This window comes from Natrinema sp. HArc-T2 (genome assembly GCF_041821085.1).
Classification (GTDB): Archaea; Halobacteriota; Halobacteria; order Halobacteriales; family Natrialbaceae; genus Natrinema.
In genome coordinates this window covers 275,136-294,578 of the sequence record NZ_JBGUAZ010000005.1, presented here as the reverse complement: position 1 = coordinate 294,578, position 19,443 = coordinate 275,136, and the positions used below count along the sequence as shown (strand labels likewise).

At 52.7% G+C, this 19,443-nt stretch carries 20 protein-coding genes; 10 read left to right on the top strand and 10 right to left on the bottom strand.

Annotation, left to right across the window (positions count from 1 at the left end; genetic code table 11):
- Positions 1–50: 50 nt before the first annotated feature.
- The 4 genes from ACERI1_RS14240 to ACERI1_RS14225 all read left to right on the top strand — a co-directional run bounded on the left by ACERI1_RS14240 (position 51) and on the right by ACERI1_RS14225 (position 3,180).
- Positions 51–797, top strand: a complete 747-nt coding sequence (locus ACERI1_RS14240) for a proteasome assembly chaperone family protein (protein WP_373618992.1) — start codon at positions 51–53, stop codon at positions 795–797.
- 264 nt (positions 798–1,061) lie between these two features.
- The gene (locus tag ACERI1_RS14235; RefSeq protein ID WP_373618991.1) at positions 1,062–1,904 is read left to right on the top strand and encodes an aldo/keto reductase; all 843 of its coding nucleotides are present in this window, start codon (positions 1,062–1,064) and stop codon (positions 1,902–1,904) included.
- A gap of 220 nt (positions 1,905–2,124) precedes the next feature.
- A complete protein-coding gene (locus ACERI1_RS14230; RefSeq protein ID WP_373618990.1) occupies positions 2,125–2,877 on the top strand; it encodes a hypothetical protein in 753 nt (250 codons plus the stop codon).
- 108 nt (positions 2,878–2,985) lie between these two features.
- Positions 2,986–3,180, top strand: a complete 195-nt coding sequence (locus ACERI1_RS14225; RefSeq protein ID WP_373618989.1) for a hypothetical protein — start codon at positions 2,986–2,988, stop codon at positions 3,178–3,180.
- Between the two features lie 142 nt (positions 3,181–3,322).
- On the opposite strand, the gene ACERI1_RS14220 is transcribed toward ACERI1_RS14225, so the two are convergent.
- Positions 3,323–4,294 (bottom strand): phosphoadenosine phosphosulfate reductase family protein, encoded by a 972-nt coding sequence (locus ACERI1_RS14220; protein WP_373618988.1) that lies wholly within the window; start codon positions 4,292–4,294, stop codon positions 3,323–3,325.
- A gap of 378 nt (positions 4,295–4,672) precedes the next feature.
- On the opposite strand from ACERI1_RS14220, the gene ACERI1_RS14215 reads away from it, so the two are divergent.
- On the top strand, positions 4,673–5,785 hold the full coding sequence (locus tag ACERI1_RS14215; protein WP_373618986.1) for a glutamate-cysteine ligase family protein: 1,113 nt from the start codon (positions 4,673–4,675) through the stop codon (positions 5,783–5,785).
- A gap of 69 nt (positions 5,786–5,854) precedes the next feature.
- On the opposite strand, the gene ACERI1_RS14210 is transcribed toward ACERI1_RS14215, so the two are convergent.
- The 3 genes from ACERI1_RS14210 to ACERI1_RS14200 all read right to left on the bottom strand — a co-directional run bounded on the left by ACERI1_RS14210 (position 5,855) and on the right by ACERI1_RS14200 (position 8,904).
- Entirely contained in the window at positions 5,855–6,169 is a 315-nt protein-coding gene (locus tag ACERI1_RS14210; protein ID WP_373618984.1) for a zinc ribbon domain-containing protein, read from the bottom strand.
- 102 nt (positions 6,170–6,271) lie between these two features.
- Entirely contained in the window at positions 6,272–7,564 is a 1,293-nt protein-coding gene (locus ACERI1_RS14205) for a sorbosone dehydrogenase family protein (protein WP_373618983.1), read from the bottom strand.
- 455 nt (positions 7,565–8,019) lie between these two features.
- Positions 8,020–8,904 carry a hypothetical protein gene (locus tag ACERI1_RS14200; protein ID WP_373618982.1) on the bottom strand — a complete coding sequence of 295 codons (885 nt, stop codon included), beginning with the start codon at positions 8,902–8,904 and terminating at the stop codon, positions 8,020–8,022.
- A 100-nt stretch (positions 8,905–9,004) separates the two neighbouring features.
- Here ACERI1_RS14200 and ACERI1_RS14195 point away from each other — a divergent pair, with 100 nt between their 5' ends.
- Both ACERI1_RS14195 and ACERI1_RS14190 read left to right on the top strand, forming a co-directional pair.
- Positions 9,005–9,577, top strand: coding sequence for a hypothetical protein (locus ACERI1_RS14195; protein WP_373618981.1), 573 nt, complete (start codon positions 9,005–9,007; stop codon positions 9,575–9,577).
- Positions 9,578–9,580: 3 nt separating this feature from the next.
- Positions 9,581–10,516 carry a tyrosine-type recombinase/integrase gene (locus ACERI1_RS14190; protein ID WP_373618980.1) on the top strand — a complete coding sequence of 312 codons (936 nt, stop codon included), beginning with the start codon at positions 9,581–9,583 and terminating at the stop codon, positions 10,514–10,516.
- A gap of 3 nt (positions 10,517–10,519) precedes the next feature.
- Here the strand turns inward: ACERI1_RS14190 and ACERI1_RS14185 are convergent, their stop codons facing one another.
- The 3 genes from ACERI1_RS14185 to ACERI1_RS14175 all read right to left on the bottom strand — a co-directional run bounded on the left by ACERI1_RS14185 (position 10,520) and on the right by ACERI1_RS14175 (position 13,681).
- On the bottom strand, positions 10,520–10,813 hold the full coding sequence (locus ACERI1_RS14185; protein ID WP_373618979.1) for a hypothetical protein: 294 nt from the start codon (positions 10,811–10,813) through the stop codon (positions 10,520–10,522).
- Between the two features lie 1,164 nt (positions 10,814–11,977).
- Positions 11,978–13,006 carry a hypothetical protein gene (locus ACERI1_RS14180; protein WP_373618977.1) on the bottom strand — a complete coding sequence of 343 codons (1,029 nt, stop codon included), beginning with the start codon at positions 13,004–13,006 and terminating at the stop codon, positions 11,978–11,980.
- Between the two features lie 45 nt (positions 13,007–13,051).
- Positions 13,052–13,681 (bottom strand): tyrosine-type recombinase/integrase, encoded by a 630-nt coding sequence (locus tag ACERI1_RS14175; protein WP_373618976.1) that lies wholly within the window; start codon positions 13,679–13,681, stop codon positions 13,052–13,054.
- 243 nt (positions 13,682–13,924) lie between these two features.
- On the opposite strand from ACERI1_RS14175, the gene ACERI1_RS14170 reads away from it, so the two are divergent.
- Both ACERI1_RS14170 and ACERI1_RS14165 read left to right on the top strand, forming a co-directional pair.
- Positions 13,925–14,368, top strand: coding sequence for a hypothetical protein (locus tag ACERI1_RS14170; protein WP_373618974.1), 444 nt, complete (start codon positions 13,925–13,927; stop codon positions 14,366–14,368).
- Positions 14,369–14,534: 166 nt separating this feature from the next.
- Positions 14,535–15,722 (top strand): bifunctional DNA primase/polymerase, encoded by a 1,188-nt coding sequence (locus ACERI1_RS14165; RefSeq protein WP_373618972.1) that lies wholly within the window; start codon positions 14,535–14,537, stop codon positions 15,720–15,722.
- Positions 15,723–15,796: 74 nt separating this feature from the next.
- On the opposite strand, the gene ACERI1_RS14160 is transcribed toward ACERI1_RS14165, so the two are convergent.
- Positions 15,797–16,060: a MarR family transcriptional regulator gene (locus ACERI1_RS14160; RefSeq protein ID WP_373618970.1), complete on the bottom strand. Its 264-nt coding sequence runs from the start codon at positions 16,058–16,060 to the stop codon at positions 15,797–15,799.
- A gap of 130 nt (positions 16,061–16,190) precedes the next feature.
- Here ACERI1_RS14160 and ACERI1_RS14155 point away from each other — a divergent pair, with 130 nt between their 5' ends.
- The gene (locus ACERI1_RS14155; RefSeq protein WP_373618969.1) at positions 16,191–16,724 is read left to right on the top strand and encodes a hypothetical protein; all 534 of its coding nucleotides are present in this window, start codon (positions 16,191–16,193) and stop codon (positions 16,722–16,724) included.
- 13 nt (positions 16,725–16,737) lie between these two features.
- Here ACERI1_RS14155 and ACERI1_RS14150 read toward each other — a convergent pair whose 3' ends face one another.
- Positions 16,738–18,108, bottom strand: coding sequence for a hypothetical protein (locus tag ACERI1_RS14150; protein ID WP_373618968.1), 1,371 nt, complete (start codon positions 18,106–18,108; stop codon positions 16,738–16,740).
- On the bottom strand, positions 18,105–19,355 hold the full coding sequence (locus ACERI1_RS14145) for a hypothetical protein (protein ID WP_373618966.1): 1,251 nt from the start codon (positions 19,353–19,355) through the stop codon (positions 18,105–18,107). The genes ACERI1_RS14150 and ACERI1_RS14145 overlap by 4 nt, the downstream gene beginning before the upstream one ends.
- Positions 19,356–19,443: the final 88 nt, after the last annotated feature.

The window sequence follows — 19,443 nt, the reverse complement described above, 5'->3', positions numbered from 1 at the left end:
CGGGACCGCGTTCCACCGATTTTATGCAGATGACTGCCGTCCGTCGGGGTATGGCTGAAGTTCGCTTGCAGGGTCCGGAAGCGGAACTCGAGAACCCGACGCTCGTCGAAGGGTTTCCCGGCGTCGGCCTCGTCGGCAAGATCGCGACCGACCACCTCGTCGAGCACTTCGACATGCGCTACTACGCGAGCGTTCACTGTGAGGGGCTGCCTCGGATCGGGATCTATCGGGGCGGTGATCGAACGGTTCGGCCACCGGTGCGACTCTACGTCAGCGAGGCCCACGACCTGTTCGCACTCCGGAGTGACGCCCCGATCAGCGCCACAGCAGTCGAGGACACCGCCGACTGTCTGACCGGCTGGATCGTCGAGCAGGGTGCGACGCCGCTCTATCTCAGCGGCCTGCCAGCCGATCTCGGCGACGAGGACAGCCGCGACCTCTACGGTATCGCTACCGGCGACGGCGAGGAGCACCTCGAGGCAGCCGACATCGCGGTGCCGCCAGAAGACGGCGTCATCACCGGTCCGACGGGTGCGCTGATCAACAGTGCTGCACGCGACGAGATCGATAGTGTCGGCCTCGTCGTCGAGTGTGATCCACAGTTCCCCGATCCCCGGGCCGCGAGCGTCTTACTCGAAGAAGGGATCGAACCGCTCGCCGACCTCGAGGTCGACGTCCAAGAGCTCGTCACCAGTGCCGAGGAGATCCGGGCGAAACGGGAGCAGTTGGCCCAGCAGATGCAGGCGATCGGCCAGGAGGAGAGTTCGCAGGCCAAGCCGTTGCGGATGTACCAGTAGCTGCTTTCACAGCGAGATCTAGCTCGCGTGTCGTTTCACGCGACTGTCTATGACTGCGCTCGCAGCTCGAACCCGACCGGGCGAGGTCATGGCAACCCAACAGTCGAGGCTCCCCTCGAGCGAATCGATGTCCGCGACGAAACATTATGCCGTGGGCATCGTTCTCGAGGAATCTCTGGCGTCTCGCCGCCGATTTCGCTGTCACAAGGCGAACCGCTGACCGGTACCAAAACCCCTTTTCGCGTTCTGCCCGTCTATCCACGTATGGTGACTTCCGACGCCGATACGATTCCGCCAGAGACGTGTCCGACCACCGACGGTATGCCGATGCTCGGGCTCGGAACCTGGGAAAACGAGGACCCCGAGCAGTGTGCCGAGAGCGTCCGGACGGCCCTCGAGGCGGGCTATCGACACATCGACACCGCCCAGATTTACGGCAACGAGGACGCCGTCGGTGACGGAATCGCGGCTGCGGATGTCGACCGCGAGGAGATCTTCCTCGCGACCAAGGTCTGGATCGACAACCTCGAACACGACGACGTCCTCGAGACGACACGCGAGAGTCTCGACCGACTAGGCGTCGACTACGTCGACCTGCTATACGTCCACTGGCCGTCCCGGACCTACGACGCCGAGGAGACGCTTGGGGCCTTTTCCGAGCTCGTAGACGAGGGCTTGACCAACCACGTCGGTGTCAGCAACTTCCAGCCCGAACAGCTCGAGGTTGCCATCGACGTCTGTGACGTACCGATCTTCGCGAATCAGGTTGAGTTGCACCCGCTGCTTCCCCAGGAAGAGCTTCGGGAGACCTGTGAGAACTACGACGTCGAGGTCGTCGGCTACTCGCCGCTGGCACGCGGGCAGGTCATCGACCAGCCCGAAATCAAGGAGATCGCCGCGAAACACGACGCCAGCGAAGCGCAGGTCAGCCTCGCCTGGGCGCGCGAGAAGGGTGTGACGGCGATTCCGAAGGCGACCAGCGACGCACACATCGCCGACAACTGGGCGTCGCTGACGCTCGAGCTCGATCAGGAAGACCGCAACAAGATCGACGCGATCGACGAGACGAGTCGCGAAGTCGATCCCGACTTCGCCCCCTGGAACTGATCGGCGCACGGACGGTCGTCTTTATCGACCTGACTGACACGGCACACGTACTGATTACTGTGCCGTCACGCGATCGACCGTGCAGTGACTGTCAGCGACGCCGATATCTACACGCTGATTTCGACCGACCGCCATTTCCGTAGGTGTGACAGCTGTCGGTCATATCGGCCATGAAGAAAAAGCAGGAAAGTTTACGGTACGTCAGCTTTTTGGCTCGCGTATGTCTACCCGCTCACAACGCAGTGGCGGTGGTGGGCTCGTCGGCGCGGTTAGGACCGACATTCAGCGGTTACATGGGGCCTGGATGGAACTCGTCTTCCGCAGGCAACGTGGCCGCGGCCACTCCGTCATGGGCAAGTGGAAGCCCGACACACTCCCACAAAAGGTCGGCTATCACGGCTGGAGCGTACTGGGAGTCATCGGCTTGCTCGTCCTCTATCCGTTGACTGTCCTTGGCTTTGCAACCCGCTTTTACGCGGCGAAACTCGACTCGACGCGGACGCGACTCGGCATCGCCGGCGTCACGGGTCTTGCGCTGCTCGTCTGGGGGTCGCTGACGGCGATCGCGTACCTGCGGATCCCCTTTGACGCCTTCCTCGCGATTGCAGCCGCCAGCGCCGTCGCGATCGTCTCGACCACGCTCGCAGCTGTCACCTCGAAATTCGGTGGCCGGGCACTTTCGGTCCTGCTCGCCTATCCGTTCGCGATGACGGCGCTGTTCCTGCCGCCAGTCGTCGCTGCACTCGTGACGCCGTCGCTGCACCCATACGTCCTCGACCCAAGCTACGAGTTCGCCGTCTGGGCGCTCGATAACGTGCTGGTCGTCGGCGGCATCAACGACTACCTGCGAAGCAACTTCAGCCTCGAGGGGGCGGCCTACGCCGCGATGTGGCTCGGCATCTCGTTCCCACTTGGCTGGTTCCTCGGGGCCGTCATCGGACTGGCGAACCTGGTTCGTCCCTCGCAAGCGTAATCGCGATCCGCGTCCATCTGGCGGAAGAAATTACTGTCTCTTCTCTGAGAGCATGAATGGGCTGCCGATTTCCGATACCATTAGGTGACCGATTCCTAACCCCCGCATATGGAGTTCGATCTTCCCAAGACGGCGGCCGTATTCATCGTGATAATCGCGCTCGGCGTCGGTGGGCTGGCTGCCGCCCCAATGATGGGCACGAGCACCGTTTTGATGATGGTCGCGCCGTCGATGATCGCCTTCGGCCTGATCATGCTCGCACTCGGCGTCAAACACGGCGAGTACCGCGCAGCAGGCCGCTAACGACTGGGAAGTAGCGCTCGCTGTTGTATCGCTATCGGATCACCGATTCGCTCTCTCCAAGCTGTCGCTCGTGACACTCTCGAGCGTCAAAACCGCAAAAATCAGCAGTTAGCGAGTGATGCGACCCTCGACCGCGACCGGCCTACATGTAGCCGAGGTCGCGCAGGCGCTCCATCAGGTCTTCTTTGTCCTGGGCGCGGCCCGCGCGCTCGGTCGTCCCCTCGAGATCCTGGAGCCAGGCGGGTTCCTGGTCGCTCTTTTCGGTGCTGACTTCGCTGCCCAGCGAGCGGAAGCCGGCGAAGTACTTCGGCGAGATCGGGATGTCGTCCTGTGCGACGCCTTCCGGCAGGTCCTCGTCGCTCTCGGGGACGTAGCCCTCCTCGGGGAAGTTCTCGACGGTGTCCGGCACCACGAAGTTCCAGAACGCGTCCCAGACGGCGGCCTCGTCGAACTGCAGAATGGGCTGAATTCGGTCGTGGGGCGGGTAGATGTCGGGGTCGTGCCGCGGCGAGAAGAACGTCTCGTCGGCGCGGGCTTCCTGTTCGTCCCAGCGGACGCCGGAGATGACGCCGTCGATGTCGTACTCCTCGAGGGCGTCGTTGAGCGCGACCGTCTTCAGCAGGTGGTTGCCGACGTAGGTGTCAAGCAGGAACGGGAACGTGTCCTCCTCGTATTCGAGGATGTCACGGACGTGGTGCTGGTTGTGCTCGGACAGGTCCGAGATGTCGATGTCGTCGCCGGGTTCGAGGTCGTGTTCGTCGACGTAGCCGCCGACGTCCTCGTTGCGCGCGTAGATGACCTCGAGGTCCCACTCGTCAGCCCAGTGGTCGACGAAGTCGTGGATCTCGTCGAAGTGCTGGTAGTGGTCGATGAACACTGCAGGGGGTACCTCGAGGTCGAAGCGGTCGGCGACCTCCTTGATGAAGTACAGCGTCAGCGTGGAGTCTTTGCCGCCAGTCCACATGACTGCGGGGTTCTCGTAGGACTCGAGGCCCTCGCGGGTGACCTCGATCGCTTTCTCGATCTTGTCCTGAATGTGGGCATAGTCCTCGGGATCTTCGCCTTCACCGTCGGTATAGTCGACGTCGACGTAGTCGGGGAAGTTCTCGCTCATCTCGTAATTAGATATAATTAGGAGATGTAAATCCTTTGTGTCGGCGGAAAGCTCTGTCGGCATCCCGAATCCATCGTCGCTGTCTGGTTCCGGCGACTGGTCCGGAGAGCGCCGTCGACACTGGCGGATCGGACGACCTCCAGAAAGCGTGACCACGCGCGATCGACACGGACGAGACGGGCAGGACGGCTGGGCCGAGCCGGCTTCGTCGCCGCCCCGTGTGCGAATGTTACCACTCGCGAAAATTTCTTGTAGTGGCTTCCCGATGTGGGCGTGTGGTTAGTTAGCAATCGGTAGGCAGCGGGCAAGTGATGTACAGCCGAGAGCGCTGGGGGACCACTGGTCCGCATGAGACGATGCCGCAATCCGGAGGACACTGTGTCAGCACATGAACCCGAGCCGATACGACGGAGCATCGAAGTCGAGTACTGGGTCATCGACGACGAGGGGCGGCTGGCCGAACCGGCGGAACTCGTCGAGGCGTCGGCGGGAGCCGAGCGCGAGTTCGTCGAGCCGCTGCTCGAGATCAAAACGACGCCGTGTGAGACGACAGCGGAGCTACGCGACGAACTGTTCGATCGAATCGAACGCGTGCTGGACCGGGCCGACGAACTCGACAAGGGCCTCGTCCCGCTCGCGACACCGGTAAACCACGACGAGGTGCGGGATCGCCCGAGCGATCGGACACGAATCCAAGATCAGGTCATCGGTGACGAGTTCGAGTACGTCCGCCACTGTGCGGGAACTCATATCCACGTTGAACAACAACCGGGACGCGAGATCGACCAGTTGAACGCGCTCATCGCGCTTGATCCCGCGCTGGCGTTAGTCAACTCCTCGCCGTACTTCCGCGGTCGGTATCTGGCCAGCGGGGCACGGTCGAAACTCTACCGCTGGATGGCATACGATGGCGTCCCTCACCAGGGCCGGCTGTGGCCCTATGCCGACGACGCAGACGAGTGGACCCGCCGGCTCGAGCGGCGATACGAGGAGTTCGTGACGGCGGCCATCGAAGCGGGTGCCGATCGGGCGACCATCCAGTCGAGTTTCGACCCCGAGAGCGCGGTCTGGACGCCCGTACAGCTCCGAGAAACGTTTTCGACGGTCGAATGGCGGTCTCCCGATACCGCTCTCCCGAGTCAGGTCGTCCGGCTGGCCGACAGGATCGCCGACGTCAGCGCTCACCTCGAGGATGCCGAGATCCGAATCGAGGGTGAATCCGGTGCCATCACGGCCGACGAAGTTGTCCTGCCGGAGTTCGACGCGGTGATCGAGTACGTCAACGCCGCGATCCGGGAGGGGCTCGCGTCGGACGCGGTTCGATCCTACCTCGAGCGGATGGGGTTCGACGTCGCGACCTACGAGCCGATCTCACACGAGATCGACGGCCGGGGACCGGTCGGACTCGAGGAGGCACGACAGCTCCGACTCGAGTACGCCGAGCGCCTCGAGCGGGACGTTCGGCAGGCGCGGACGGTCGCGAGCGACTAGTCTCCCAGCATGACTCGATAGCGGACCCCATCACACACCGAGTCTGCCATCCACTGCGGGAAGAACCGCCTACAGCTGGTGTTGACAGCTGTGACAGTACGTCACACCAGCCCGGTTTCGCGTTCCACACACAGCACACCGAACGAGCGACGAGCTACCGGCGTCGACGCCGCGCTCGTTCGTCAGCGCCGCGAGGGCGTCCTCGCGGTCCGTGACGTCGTGTTCCGCGTGGCCGTGCGTCCGCGCCCACTCGTTAATCAGGTCGTCGTCTCGCAACCGCTCGAGGCCGCGGGTCAACCCCAGAAAGCAAAGCGTCGGCGCGATCATGACGAACGCTGCCAGGGTGAGGCGGCCGAGAAGTGCATACGATCCCGGATCCTCCATAGGCGTCGGGTTCGCGGTTAAGGGTAAAAATGTTACTACTGTCCGGAACAATCGATGAAACCGCCCTCGAGCGGCGACTCCGTGCTTCTCAGAAGAGTGTACTCACATAGCGGAGACGATCCGGTGGAGGCCACCACTATCGGCTCCCAATCCGAGGACGTACACTGCACCCTCGTCGTCGCGACCGAACGAGAGTATCCGCTCGAGTTTCGATTCATCGTCGACTTCGATGACGGTCGTCGGCCACAGGTCATCATCGTCGTCGGGGCGGGTGGCAGCGAACAGCCGGCCATCCGCCGCGAGATCACCGAAGACGTACGCGCCCTCGAGCGCCGGGAGTGAGGAGTCGCGGGAGACGTAGCCGCCGATGACCGAGACGCCGCTGACGGCAGTCTCGGTCGGCGGGTGTGGGTACTCGATGATGGGGTCCTGGAACTGGTCGCCGCTCAGACCGGGTCCGGATGCCTCGTCCGGACAGTCTTCTTCCCGATAACAGTGGGTGCCCTCCTTGACGTTCCAGCCGTAGTTGCCGCCCCGCTCGACGAGGTTGACTTCTTCGTACTCGTTCTCGCCGACATCCGCAACGAAGCAGTCGCCGTCGTCGAACGACAGCCGCCAGGGGTTTCGAAACCCCCAGGCGTAGTACTCGTCGAGTCCATCGCGACCGACCAGCGGGTTGTCCTCGGGGACGGCATACTCCCCGGCGGTCGAGCGACCGTCGACATCGATGCGGATCACGCTTCCCAGCAGATCCGTCGTCACATCCTGTCCACCGCCGCCACCCCCGCCGCCCGCACCGATCCCGGCGTAGAGGTAGCCGTCCGGCCCGAACGCGAGATCACCGCCGTTGTGGAAGTCCGCCGGCTGGGGAATCTCGAGGACGACGCGTTCGGAGGTCGATCGCACTCGCGTCCCATCGTCGGTCGTCTCGAACGTCGCGAGAATACCCGTGTGGTCGAACTCCTGTGGCGTGTCGGATCGACGCGGCGCGCTGTAGTGGACGAACAGGCGACGGTTCTCGGCGAAATCGGGATGCAGCGTCATCCCCAGTAGCCCTCGCTCACCGCCGGTGACGACCGTCTCGCGCAGGTCGAGCAACGGCTCATCACGGAGCCCATCGGACTCGTGGACCCAAATCCGACCGTCGCGTTCCGCAATATACCGCCGGTCCGAATCGGGTGCGAATGCAACGGCCAACGGAAACGCCAGTCCATCGACCACCGTCTCGAGACCGACTGCGTCGGGTAGTGCAGCGATCGCGTTCGGTTCGTTCGTGTCGACGGCAGCAGCCACCGACCGCGAGGCGGTGCCGACGATCCCGGTCGCCGCGCCGACGGCTGCTCCCGTCAGAAAGCGGCGTCGGCTGAATGGCAGGTTCATTTTGGGAGATTCCATACCACACCGAGACGGAAATACACCGTTCTGCCGTCGGTGAACGGTACGGCGATCCGACGGATCGTCATCGGCTTCGTCGATCCAGTCGCCGGTTCGAGCCCGAGCCGGGCTGTGGCTGGCATCGTGACCGACGGGTTCGGAGACCGCCGACGCTCTCACGACTGGCTCTCGAGGAACCGCTCGGCACGCCGTATGGCTCCCGCCGCCCTGACAGGCGATCGCGACTCGAGTCGTACTGCCGGTATCGATACGGTCGTTCATGCATGACGGTGATCACGGACCGCGGGTTAGGGATGTGGGTGTGGATTCGAGCACAGAGAAGTCGCTCTTCGGTCGTCTCACGTGCGGTTCGGTCGGAGAACGGTCCGCGTTGACTCAGTCTCAGTCCGTGATGAACTTGTTTCCTGTGTATAGGTACATACCAATCACATACCACTCAGAACCGAATTCGATTTCTAGGTCCGCTCTAGAATGTTTTTTTCAAATGATATTTCCTCCTCAGATATCCCGTACTCCTTCTTTAGCTCTAGCTTCCGGTCCTCTAACATTCCGAATGTTTCCTTAGCAACTTCAAGATATTCCTGCTCTAACTTTTGGATCTCCTCTAATTCTGCTTCTGGTAAATCTTTTGAATATTGGATGAGGCGATCACCATACTCTTCCCAAAACTGATATAGATCACTCGATTCACCAAACTGATCAACCTCCTTAAGGATAGCCGACGTGATAACCCGTAAATCAGAGTCGATATCTTGTCCCCTATCCGACTCCTCAAGAAATTCTCGGATTTTAGGATGGATTTGTTCTTGGAACCGCTGTGTACGCTCTGCAACGTCCCCTATTTTCCCATTATGAGCCGTGATTTGTTCTACCAGATCAGGCCTGCTTGTTGATAATCTAGATAGCGCTATCGAGTCGCTAGTAAATATCGCATGAGGTCTCCTGCCTCTTTGAGACAATTCTTCTGGATCTAAATAGTTCCATTCAAACCCACAACCATTTCCATGAGAGTTCTTTGGGGCTTCGAGATTGGCTTTTACGGTCTCTATTCCCGGTTCAATAAGATTAGAGATTTCATCAATTGCTAAAGGCTTCTGCCGTTTCTTTTCACGTATCTGCAGCACTTGGTTGCTCTGAACAATATTGAAAAAGGTGGCAAGTGCGAGAATAAGTGTGCCAAATGCCCCAGTTCCTGTAGCAATAACAATCGCTTGATTACTTCTATTTAGGTCTGGTAGCAAAACAACCAGTACTAGAAATCCAAATAAAATAGGAACTACTGCAATAACGGAAACTCCGGCGATAACTCGATTAGATATCCAGTCAGTTAGATCTATCATCTTACTTCTCGAGAAGCCATGAATAATAAAAAAGGCTGTCTATTTTCACAGCGATGGTGCATGAATATTATGCACCAAGAGGCTAATCGGTCTGGCGGCAATGTCAGAAAATGACAACGGTTACGACAAAGAAAGCGTGAATCTCTGGGTTGATCCGGAGCGCAAGGAACGCTGGAAGAAATATTTGGAGGAAGAAAGCGAATTCCAGTACTTGTCACAACTCATTCGGCAAGCAATTGAGAGCGAAATCCAGCAGAGCCAAGAAGGGAACAGTAGTGCCGAACTGTCTGAAAACGCCGTTAGCCACTTCGATGAGATCCACAGTAGTATTGGCCAAGTGGAGCAGGTACTGAAGGAGGTCGAGAAACGGTTGTCTGGGCTTGAGCGAGAGGTGAGAGCCGATCCCGATGTTCGGCAACTGGCCAACGAGGTATTTGAGAAACTGCCAACGAAAGCTGAGATCAAGGAGTACGAACAGAAGGTTTCTGACGGAGCTACACTTCGCGAGATCGGGATGGTCCGATCGGACTCTGGCCGAATTAAGCTAATTGCTGATGCTCTTGACACTCGAGAAAAAGAGGTCCGCAAAGCTCTCAACCGACTCCAGCAGGATACCCACCAAGTCCACACACTGGACTGGGATGGTGAAACCCGCTACTACAAGGAGGGCTAATTCATGGACGATTGGATTACCCGCCATCTCGACCGCGTAAAGGTAAAGAAAGCCGAATCGTCCTACGATACTCATCTCTCCAATCTCAGAAATTTCGATCGATGGCTGTCTGACCAAGATGAGTCGCTGACAGATCTCAGGGCACTTGACCTTGAGGACTATTTCGTGGACCAGATGGAGCAGGGCTATGCACCAAATACTATCGCGAGTCGCTACGAGTCCGTGCGGGCACTGTTCAATCGGCTCTCAGGCCGGTTTGAGGCTATCGAGGAAAACCCGTTCGAAGATTTGGAGCGAAAGGAGTTCGTCAAGAAGGATACGAAGAAACACAACAACGCCGATATCGTCTACGTCACTCCGGAAGAGAAGGAGGCGATGTGTGAGAACGTCCCGTCACCGACTCTCCGAAACGAATTGATTATTCGGCTGATGTGGCAGACAGGCATCCGAAAAATCGAACTCAATGAAATCAAATTGGATGAGGTCGACCGAAAGAATCGCCGTATCGAGGTTTGGTCAAACAAGAGCAAAGAAACGCGCTCCGTATTCTACCAGCCATCGCTTGATCTGCTCTTTGACCAATGGCTCGACGGTGGTCATAGAGCCTCTTACGTTCCTGCCGAGTCCTCAGAGTATCTGTTTGTGACTGAACGGTCTGAGCAACTCCACGAGTCAACAGTCACAGACAAGGTAGTGAAGCCAGCTGCGGAGGCAGCAGGAATTCAGGAGGTAATGTACAAGGATCAGTGTGGAAACAAGCGGTATCGAGTCACACCGCATACTCTGCGACACGGCCACGCGGTTAACGCACTGAAATCAGACATAGACATTCGGAGGATTCAGCAACATCTCGGCCATTCTTCGCTCGAGATTACAATGGAATACCTCCAGTTCATCGATGAGGACGTGAAAGAGGCCTATGAGCGGTTCGAAGGCTAATATCTAGTTGATTTGAGTGAGGTTTCCATCATCGTCTTTGACTTTTAAGCCGTCTTCACCAGCTTGAATCTGTTCAAGCGTTAGTTCACCTTCTTCTAATTTCTCGAGTGTTTCATGAGCCTCCTGGATTTCCTGCTCTGACCTATATGCGTCAAATAAGTATGCGCCGCCAGCGATTAATGCTAGTAGGCTTGTTGCGACTATACCGATCTCCACACCTGGCACCGAAGGCAAAAGAACCAGGCCGAAAATCATAATCGCTCTGAGGACTTTCAGAGGTTTCACAGGGTAAGCCATTCCTATTTATCAGCTTTTTCTTTGCTATTAAACTCACTTGCGTTCCTGTGCGAAGGTTATTCGTTCTTATTCAGATCTCAAAAACAGAATCAGCAAGGCTGGAGTTGGGTATGTCTGCTGGTCCGATCCTATCGCTTTAACGCGGGTATAGATAATTATGGCATTAGTTGTGCATAGGCATATAGCGGTCTGGAGGCCTACGCCGTATTGCGTTTCTTGAAAAGCGAGTATGTGAGAGGTGTGTTCTCTACATGTACCAGTGGCTCTAATCCACTAACAGCGCCATGGCTGTGTTCCGCATAAATGTATTATCAGGGTGAGGCTGTACACTATGTTGTCAGGGGCATGGAAGGATACACTACAATCACTGTCCACGAAGACACTCACCTAGCTCTCAAGCGGATCTGCAAGGTGTACGGGTACGAGTCAATTCACCAGTTTGTACTCCAACAGGCATTGAAAATAGATGAGCAAGGCGAGGGTAACGCGATCCCAACAGGGCTCCAGATCGCCTTAGAAAAGAAATCAGCCAGTTCAGAACACAAGGCCCGACAATGAGTTCTCCCGGTCCATCCCGTAGCAGTAGGAAGCAGCGTACACAGAACAAGCAGCAACAACGACAGAACGGATCGAGCACGAGTTCCAAGGCCAGCACCGGACCAGGGCACGATCGGAAGAGCCGCAATGACAGCGGCGTCAATCTGTCCGTGCCAGGGTATGCCCAATCTGGAGCACCAAGTCTTATCGAAACGCTGGTCGAGAGCGATGTACCTCCTGAGGTGGAGCGACTTGTGGATGCAGAATTAAACCGGGATCACATCTTAGGCAATCTAAACGAGGCTGAAACTACGTGGCGACGTTATACACTCTTGAATAATCTCGAGATGGTACTAGCGTCTCATCCACCTCGAGAATCGATTTGGTCAGGGCGAGAAATGAGACAAGAAGCTGGCCTCGATGATGGCCGTACGGCACTTACTCCTGAACAGGTTCATCAATTGCGGGATGCATTCGATGCCGCATATGAACGTTCAACACGATCTCGAGGAGGCTGGCAACAACGATTACTTAGTGAGCAGCAATCAGAGCGGCGAATTATAAAGGAAAGAGAACGAGAACGACAAAACCAGGGCTGGCTCACAAAATTAATAGGCTGAGTTTCATTTAATTCAGAACATTATATAAATCGGCTATGAATTGTCGATTTCTATATTTTGAATATTTACTCACCTGTGTTGAAAATGATATTGCAAGGAGAAATAGAATCCAGACCATCAAATATCGTGAACTAAAATCCCAATTCATCCATCTGAACTCTCTGCCGGGACCAAGTAGTGAGATGAGACTCAGGAAAGAATAGAGCAGATAAACTATCCAAAAAACAACAGATAGGTTGCGGAAGAAGGTCGTTAGTATATTATATCTTTGGTAGAGTGTCTCTTTACCAAACATTTTCGAATACCCGATATACCTGATCCACTCAAGGTCAGTGTTACCATGAGGAAGTGAAGTTTGATTTATATCTATGTCATACTGTTTATTCAAAGCAGATTTTATCTTCGCATACATAGATGCCTCAATTGGACCAGACAGTGAATCGGAAGTCGATATTGACACATTCCCTTTTTTGAGCCAAGAATCTATATCTTCATCAGGATATTCTGCTGGTAACAGAGTATAGATAGAACTCAAAGCGTTATCATCTTGAATCTTAGCTTCAGTATCCAAGTCCCACGGGAAGTATCGAATTGCTACCATGAATTTATACACGATATATAGGGAAAATATCTGAGTTATCAAATACATCACAATATCCTCCGCATCAGGTTCTGTACTGGTTATGTGATGAAAGTTAGACACTATATCGAATGATAGTGAATCAAATGGGATCAAAAGAAGGGAAGCTTGGACAATAAGCAATAATACTGATAGCTCTAGTAAGAGTATTCCAATAAACAACTGCCGACTTTCTTGCAGAACATCATTTAATTTCCCTGTTGTGGAGTGAATTAACCTTCCAAGGACATAACCGGCTGTAATCAATATAATTGCGAAAACAGGTCCGGATGAGAGAAACGTAGGAACACTATCAACGATAGAACTATCAGAAATAGGATATAGAAGGGCAATAAAAATAACACCAGGTAGAAGATCCACTATTATATCATACAATCTGAGTTGTTGGATAGGCATACTCTATTTGCTGCTGAAAGCTAAATTTATATAGTGTTTTATATCCTATACGCTGTCGAAGTGGTCATATACTTTCTCCGTTGTTTGGATTGTTGAGTGTCGCAGGCGGTTCCGAACATTGTAGAGCGTATGCCCATCCTCGTGGTTTAGCATCCGATACGCAACCGAGTGTCGTAGTGTGTGCGGCGTGATGTCGCCGGGCTCGCCTCGTCCAGTACGAGTATGCGGCTGAACCTCAGCGGCTTCAGCAGCCAGACTCACAACGTCTCGAACGGCTTGTGTAGTCATCCGATCAGAGTGTGTTGACGGAAATAGGGCGACTGATTCTTTCCATCGACTACTGAGGTACTGATCGAGGACTCGAGTGGTTTCTTCGGCCAACCCGATCCGGGTATACGTCGGGGTATTCTCGTTTGGGTAGTCTTTCTGCAGATCGGCCGGAAGCCCTAGCACGGATTCATCAAGATCGAGATGCTCTACGTCTACTTGGACAGCCTCACCGACTCGCAAGCCAGTGTCATAGAGTAGTTGAATCAGAGCATCGTTTCGCTGTTTCAAGTAGCTCGGGCTCTTTTTGACGATGGCGTTTCTCAAATCTTTGACCTGCGCAGGCTTGAGCCAGACAGTCGCCTGTCCTTTGGAATTCGTAGAACGCGGCGTTTCGCTCGTGGTCATACATAAAGCGCCGTCGCCTCTGCCAGCATATACTTTGGAGTTCATTTACAGTCTCCAAAGAATATGTGAAGTTGACAGTTGGAATATATATGCCAACAACCGTTGCCCAGATTCAGCCACTAAGAGGGTCAGATTAGAGGTAACGCAGAGAATCGGCAACCTTTGCGATTTTATTGAAATAATCTCTATATTTCATTAATCGCCTATAAGAAGCTCTCCATCATCGGTATTGATGATCTCATGATGGATCAGCTCAAAGCAGACGGTAATCGCAGTGTCGACAAAGATGGTAGGATCATAAAGGGTTCGAACGACCACATAATCGAATATCAGGGTCTTAGCGGATCTGAATGGGTGAATCAATACACCGATCTCAACGAGATTCCTTGGCGTCATTTGATTCGGCTTGCTGAAGAGCCAAAAGACGGAGACTACAAGGAGGCAAAGTACGTCGGAGGTGCGACAGCCGAGAATGTCCTGAAGCAATTCGATCAGAACCTCAAGGCCTCTGGTACTGATCTTGGACGACTCCTTGCGGCATATCTGGTTGCCTCAGCCGAAACTGTCTGGGTGATCTATTACGAGGCCGAACAGCAGGGATACTTCCATGAGGTCGGCGATGTCGCCTTTGTTTCTGACCATTCGCCAGACTCTGAACCGCCAGAAATAGACGCAATTGAGTGGTAACTAACATTATAAGTATTCTCACAGAAGCAGTGATGGCTTCTAAATATCCAAGGATACGCGAGGGTTTTGTTGGATGACATAGTCGCCCCTATAGCCCCTACAAAGAACCGTTCGGCCGCGATCCAAGCGCGGCCTGATTTGAACAGCCGTGCCAAGGAGGTCAGCTATGAGTGGACACGACAACTCGAATGATGTAAAAGATTACAATAAATCCAACGCTGAGTCGAACCAAACAGCAGGAAGTGATCCGAAGGAAGTACTCGAGTCCAGACTGCGTGAGGCAGGACTTGATGCTAAGCGGTTCATCCCGCTCCAAGAAGGAAGTAAGGCACCAGTCGCCCATACCCAGTACGAGCATCATACAGTTGACGGTCAGTATGGCGTCTACGCAGGAGGTGGGTTGGTCATCGTAGACTATGACCCTTATAAAGTCAGCGAACGCCCTAATTTGATCGAAAGACTACCTTCCACACTTACAGTTGAGTCACCGCATGATGGTCGACATTACTACCTCTCTGTCGAAGATGATGTCGGAAATGGCGATTTTGATGGTGGGTCGATTCAGGCTAGCAGGAAGTATGTTGTCGGCCCAGGCAGTGAGCTAGATTCATGCGATAAGGAATGGCACGATTGTTCACCGGACATAGAAGGCCACTACTGCATACTTCATAACAGACCCATCGCCTCGGTATCTGCGACTGTCTTTCCAGATCAACAAGGCAACACACACGCCCATACCACGGACGCAAACGTCACCAATATCTCAGAAGAGATTACGGATCTCGCGGAGGTCGAGGCACCATTTGATGTTGAGCGTCGAATACAAATGCTGCTGGACTCTGATGTCGGTGAGACAGTCCGGTATCTCATGGATGGAGAGTACAATGAAGTCGGATACTGCGGGGACCGCTCAGGTGCTGAAACCAAACTCTGCACGTATCTGAAGTTCGCACTTAATAATAATCACCAAACTGTCAAGCAGGTCATGGACTGGATCTGCTACAAATATCCTAAGACGGCGTGTGGCAAGCCACGCAAATGGGCAGTAAATGAATATCACCGGCGATCAGCACTATCATCGAAGTACGACCCAGACGATACCTACGACGAGCCTATGCCAACAGCTGGTCCTCGGCCTAAAGTTAGTCAGGTTGCGTATCTTGATGTACTGGACGCTATAATGGTATTAGGATCAGCCAGTTCCGCCGAGATCTCTCAGCACAAGTTGGTTGACGTGGGGCAGAGACAGGTACAGAACGCTCTCAATGAGCTCGAGGAAGACGGGCTAGTTACTTGGGAAAGGGAAGGCCGATCAGTGATCTATAAACCAATCTCATTTGAGGAATTGGCATAATAAGCAGTACTGTCATTACTGTTTGCGCTAATTAAGACTTCTTACATTTTATCAGAACGGCTAAGAGACAGCCATCAGCAATCGTCAAGAGAGAGCTCGTCAGGATCGACTTCCCCGATCAGGTACCGTTCCCCGAGTTCCGTAATTCGATAGTTTGTCGCGTCCACTCGCTGGAGTAGACCAGCATTTTCAAGTTTGTTACAGCGCCGCGAAATATATTCGCCCGTATAGTCAATATTTGCAGCAATGACACTTGGAGACGATACGATGTCTTTCTCATGGAGAAATTCTAACACACGCTCGTCGGCCTGCGTCATCCATTCGACTCGCGGGCGCATTCAGTGAGGTTTTCATCGGGAGATGCGACCTTAGCGACCTACGGAGATGTGTCTATAGACTCCTTTTCTTAATCTATAGACACAGAATTTTGTGGTTAAACCTAAGTACTGATAATGGGTTGCTAGGTCTATGGAACTTACAGGTCGGCGTATTCGGGAGGCTGCTCGAGCATACCCGAGACAGGATAGGGTGGATTTCGAAGAGGAAGAGCGTCAATTAGATGTCCTGCCTATAGCATTCGCAGAGGGGACTTGGACGTGGGAGGATCTCGAGTGGGTTGTCGGCTGGAAGAGCAATAGAGTAATACCAGATTTTCGAATGAACGATACAGAGCTTGCTGAGGACACAGTACGACGTACGCTTGAACGGCAGTCAGTTGTGGAGAAAGTCGAGACGTTACAGAACAACCTGCATGGAGTAGGAGTGCCTGTCGCGTCGGCTCTCTTGCTGTTCATGGACCCGATCGCCTATACGGTGTTAGACGAGAGAGCCTGGAGTGCGCTTCAGGTCGCTGGCCACCTTGATACCGAGCTATCAGAGACGCCAACCGTAGACGAATATCTCATGTATCTCGGAGTCTGTCACACGCTGGCCAATGAAATTGATGTGGAACTGCGGACGCTCGACCGTGGCCTATGGGTTCTGAGCAAGAATTTTGATTAGCACTTTCTTCGGGTTAGGTACTCATCATCTCTAAAAAGGATAAATACTCCTCATCGGGGATCTCTTTCTGTTCAATCCCCAGAGATGCAACGCGAGAGAATACATTGTGTATATCGTCAATATCCATCTCGAGACAGTTTTCTGTATTATCTATGATATCCGTGTCTGAATCGTGTTTTGAGGAGGATGTCATATATCTATGCAGTGTTGCTCGGAATCCTCGTTCTTTTCTTTGGACATTGGATTCGTTCTTCGTATATAAATTAAATAATTCCAAGAGAGCGTCGAATTTGAAATAACAGATAGTGCTATTCCCGGAACTATTTTGAAGAAATCTATTTTCATCTATAAATTCTGCTAACCTCTTCACATTTGATTCTTTTATACCAGGCGTAAATAGGATAATACCCTCCACTCCGTCAAAATTATTGTCAATGCTTGGAACAGACTCGATGCTCGTTTCATGTCTTAATATTTTATCATACTCGCTCTTGAGCGTCGTTTTTGTCCTTTCACCAGAAGTATAGTCTACAAATTTCGCGTCCCACATAAAGAGCGGTGGAGGGCTACTGTAATCAAGAGTCAGTAGCCCATCTGGGACACCGCTGCCAGCCTCCGATGAGCCAAGCAGAGAACTAGTAGCAATAGTACCTGCGAGCAAATTTTGTACAGATCTTTCAAAGTCATCGTATTCCATCTGTTCTAGAACTTCTCTGTCTGAACAAAGGCGGTGCGAGAGACTTGCGCGGAGTTCCCGATCAGAGAGCAGTCCACGGTCTGCCTCAGAAATTATACTAACAAAATCGTCAGAAATAACCTCTGAAAAGCCAAAATGTGGGATCCGCAGGTCAGAAAGTTTATTTGATACTGACCGAGCGTCTCCGATCAGTGCAAAAACAGGCTTTTCATTGTATACCTTACACCATTCTGCAACTTCGGCACTAATACTCGAAGATAGAATGAAAATATTGATATCGGGGTCCTCAACATCCAGAACATAGCTAAACTTACGGTCAAAGTAGCTTCTACTCACTGTGGTCGCAGTCGTATCAAATTCTTCTTTTACTCTCTTTCGTATTTTGTCCCTCACACCCCGTTTATTAAGATATAATATCTCACTTTGAAACTCTTCTTTCCCTTGTGGGTCAGTAATTATCCTACTACACTTCTCACAGACTAATCTCTCTGCATCAACATCTACAGTTCCCTCACAGCTCCGATCAGGTATGTATTCATAGTCTGGATCACTAGGATGAGAACATTTATAGAATTTCTTTGTACCTGTGGTATACAAACTTGAATCTATTTCTTGTTCTAAAATTCTTATCTCGCTATCTTCAACTTCTCTACCATCCGATAATATAATATCTATTTTGGATCTCATGACGAAGATTGATACTTAATATCTATCTGGAACTCTTTTTCCATCAAGTTTTCAAAATCTTTCCGTATAGATGATCCTGCATGGCAACCATACACCAATTCTCTGTATGTGTCTCCTGTTCCAGTCCTCCTCTTTGAGTTCGTTACAGTGAACGTATATCCATTAAACTTGATCTTCAGCCTATCTATATGCTTTGGATCAGATAAAAGGTCGTAACCTAAATTCCTCAGTTCCTCAACTGACTTACCAATACCGCTCGCAGAAGACAACTTTAGTTCAGGATTGTTCGCTAGCGTTGTCCTTGACACATGAAGATCAGTCAATACATAATCAAGGTTTGCATCATCTTCCTGCCGTTCCTTATCCTTCTCTGAGATATTCTTAGCAAAGTCGCCTACTTCACTAGGAGTAACTGTATTCCTATCTTCTTCATACTCTTCACCGGAAATGTCCCTATTCACACCTGATTGTGTGAGATTGGCTGAACTCCGATTATCTGTATAGATATCTAAATATGGCCCTTCGAAATGGAGGATTATGAGGTTGGCCGGTTCCTGCTCTATGTTTCCGCCAACCTGACGTTCAACACCATCTCGGTCTTCCTGTTCTATCGCAATATATCGACTTCCTTCATGCTCAAACTGATGCCATACGGCATAGTTCTCTACACTGTTTTTTGATAAAGTATCGATTAGGTCGTCCCAGTTATTAATCGAAGGAACACCGCCGGAATCTCTCTTGTAAACAGATTTTGGGTAGCGGCTAGAAACTCTAGAGTGGATAAGCATCTCCCTTAGGAGATCAGGCTTTGCCAGTTGACACAGCGCAGTCAGACCGTCTTTATTGGGATTTGAATCTCCGTTTCCAATATTTTGATTATATTCGTCTTCAAGTCCGATATTTATGATTTCTTCTTCCCCCTTTTCAGCAAACTGTCGAATCGTATCAGTGCTGATCCCCGATGAAAATTCAAATTGGCAACATAGATTAATTGCCCATTCTTTTCTTTCGTTCTCTAGCACCTCTATAGCATCATCTCGCTCATGAGGGAAATCTGTTCTACCCATAGATTTGAAATAGATAGATAGAACTCGCTTTTGCAAACGCCCATTTTTGACATGTTGATGTAGACGAGGTTTATATTTCCTCTTCCATTTTTTCACGATTTTGCTATAGGGGACCTCAATATCTACCCAGTACTCCTTTCCTTTAGCTAATCCAGGAGGGGTAATAGTGAGAGTTGACATATAATTTCAACAGAACCCCACTTACTAATTTCTTAACATTGGCCAGCTAGCATCAATGGCATGGAAGTAAATAGGCTTATATGATATC

Coding starts and splice junctions, on each gene's coding strand:
- ACERI1_RS14240 (WP_373618992.1), top strand. CDS start 51: ATGGCTGAAGTTCGCTTGCAGGGTCCGGAAGCGGAACTCGAGAACCCG.
- ACERI1_RS14235 (WP_373618991.1), top strand. CDS start 1,062: ATGGTGACTTCCGACGCCGATACGATTCCGCCAGAGACGTGTCCGACC.
- ACERI1_RS14230 (WP_373618990.1), top strand. CDS start 2,125: ATGTCTACCCGCTCACAACGCAGTGGCGGTGGTGGGCTCGTCGGCGCG.
- ACERI1_RS14225 (WP_373618989.1), top strand. CDS start 2,986: ATGGAGTTCGATCTTCCCAAGACGGCGGCCGTATTCATCGTGATAATC.
- ACERI1_RS14220 (WP_373618988.1), bottom strand. CDS start 4,294: ATGAGCGAGAACTTCCCCGACTACGTCGACGTCGACTATACCGACGGT.
- ACERI1_RS14210 (WP_373618984.1), bottom strand. CDS start 6,169: ATGGAGGATCCGGGATCGTATGCACTTCTCGGCCGCCTCACCCTGGCA.
- ACERI1_RS14205 (WP_373618983.1), bottom strand. CDS start 7,564: ATGGAATCTCCCAAAATGAACCTGCCATTCAGCCGACGCCGCTTTCTG.
- ACERI1_RS14200 (WP_373618982.1), bottom strand. CDS start 8,904: ATGATAGATCTAACTGACTGGATATCTAATCGAGTTATCGCCGGAGTT.
- ACERI1_RS14195 (WP_373618981.1), top strand. CDS start 9,005: ATGTCAGAAAATGACAACGGTTACGACAAAGAAAGCGTGAATCTCTGG.
- ACERI1_RS14190 (WP_373618980.1), top strand. CDS start 9,581: ATGGACGATTGGATTACCCGCCATCTCGACCGCGTAAAGGTAAAGAAA.
- ACERI1_RS14185 (WP_373618979.1), bottom strand. CDS start 10,813: ATGGCTTACCCTGTGAAACCTCTGAAAGTCCTCAGAGCGATTATGATT.
- ACERI1_RS14180 (WP_373618977.1), bottom strand. CDS start 13,006: ATGCCTATCCAACAACTCAGATTGTATGATATAATAGTGGATCTTCTA.
- ACERI1_RS14175 (WP_373618976.1), bottom strand. CDS start 13,681: ATGACCACGAGCGAAACGCCGCGTTCTACGAATTCCAAAGGACAGGCG.
- ACERI1_RS14170 (WP_373618974.1), top strand. CDS start 13,925: ATGGATCAGCTCAAAGCAGACGGTAATCGCAGTGTCGACAAAGATGGT.
- ACERI1_RS14165 (WP_373618972.1), top strand. CDS start 14,535: ATGAGTGGACACGACAACTCGAATGATGTAAAAGATTACAATAAATCC.
- ACERI1_RS14160 (WP_373618970.1), bottom strand. CDS start 16,060: ATGCGCCCGCGAGTCGAATGGATGACGCAGGCCGACGAGCGTGTGTTA.
- ACERI1_RS14155 (WP_373618969.1), top strand. CDS start 16,191: ATGGAACTTACAGGTCGGCGTATTCGGGAGGCTGCTCGAGCATACCCG.
- ACERI1_RS14150 (WP_373618968.1), bottom strand. CDS start 18,108: ATGAGATCCAAAATAGATATTATATTATCGGATGGTAGAGAAGTTGAA.
- ACERI1_RS14145 (WP_373618966.1), bottom strand. CDS start 19,355: ATGTCAACTCTCACTATTACCCCTCCTGGATTAGCTAAAGGAAAGGAG.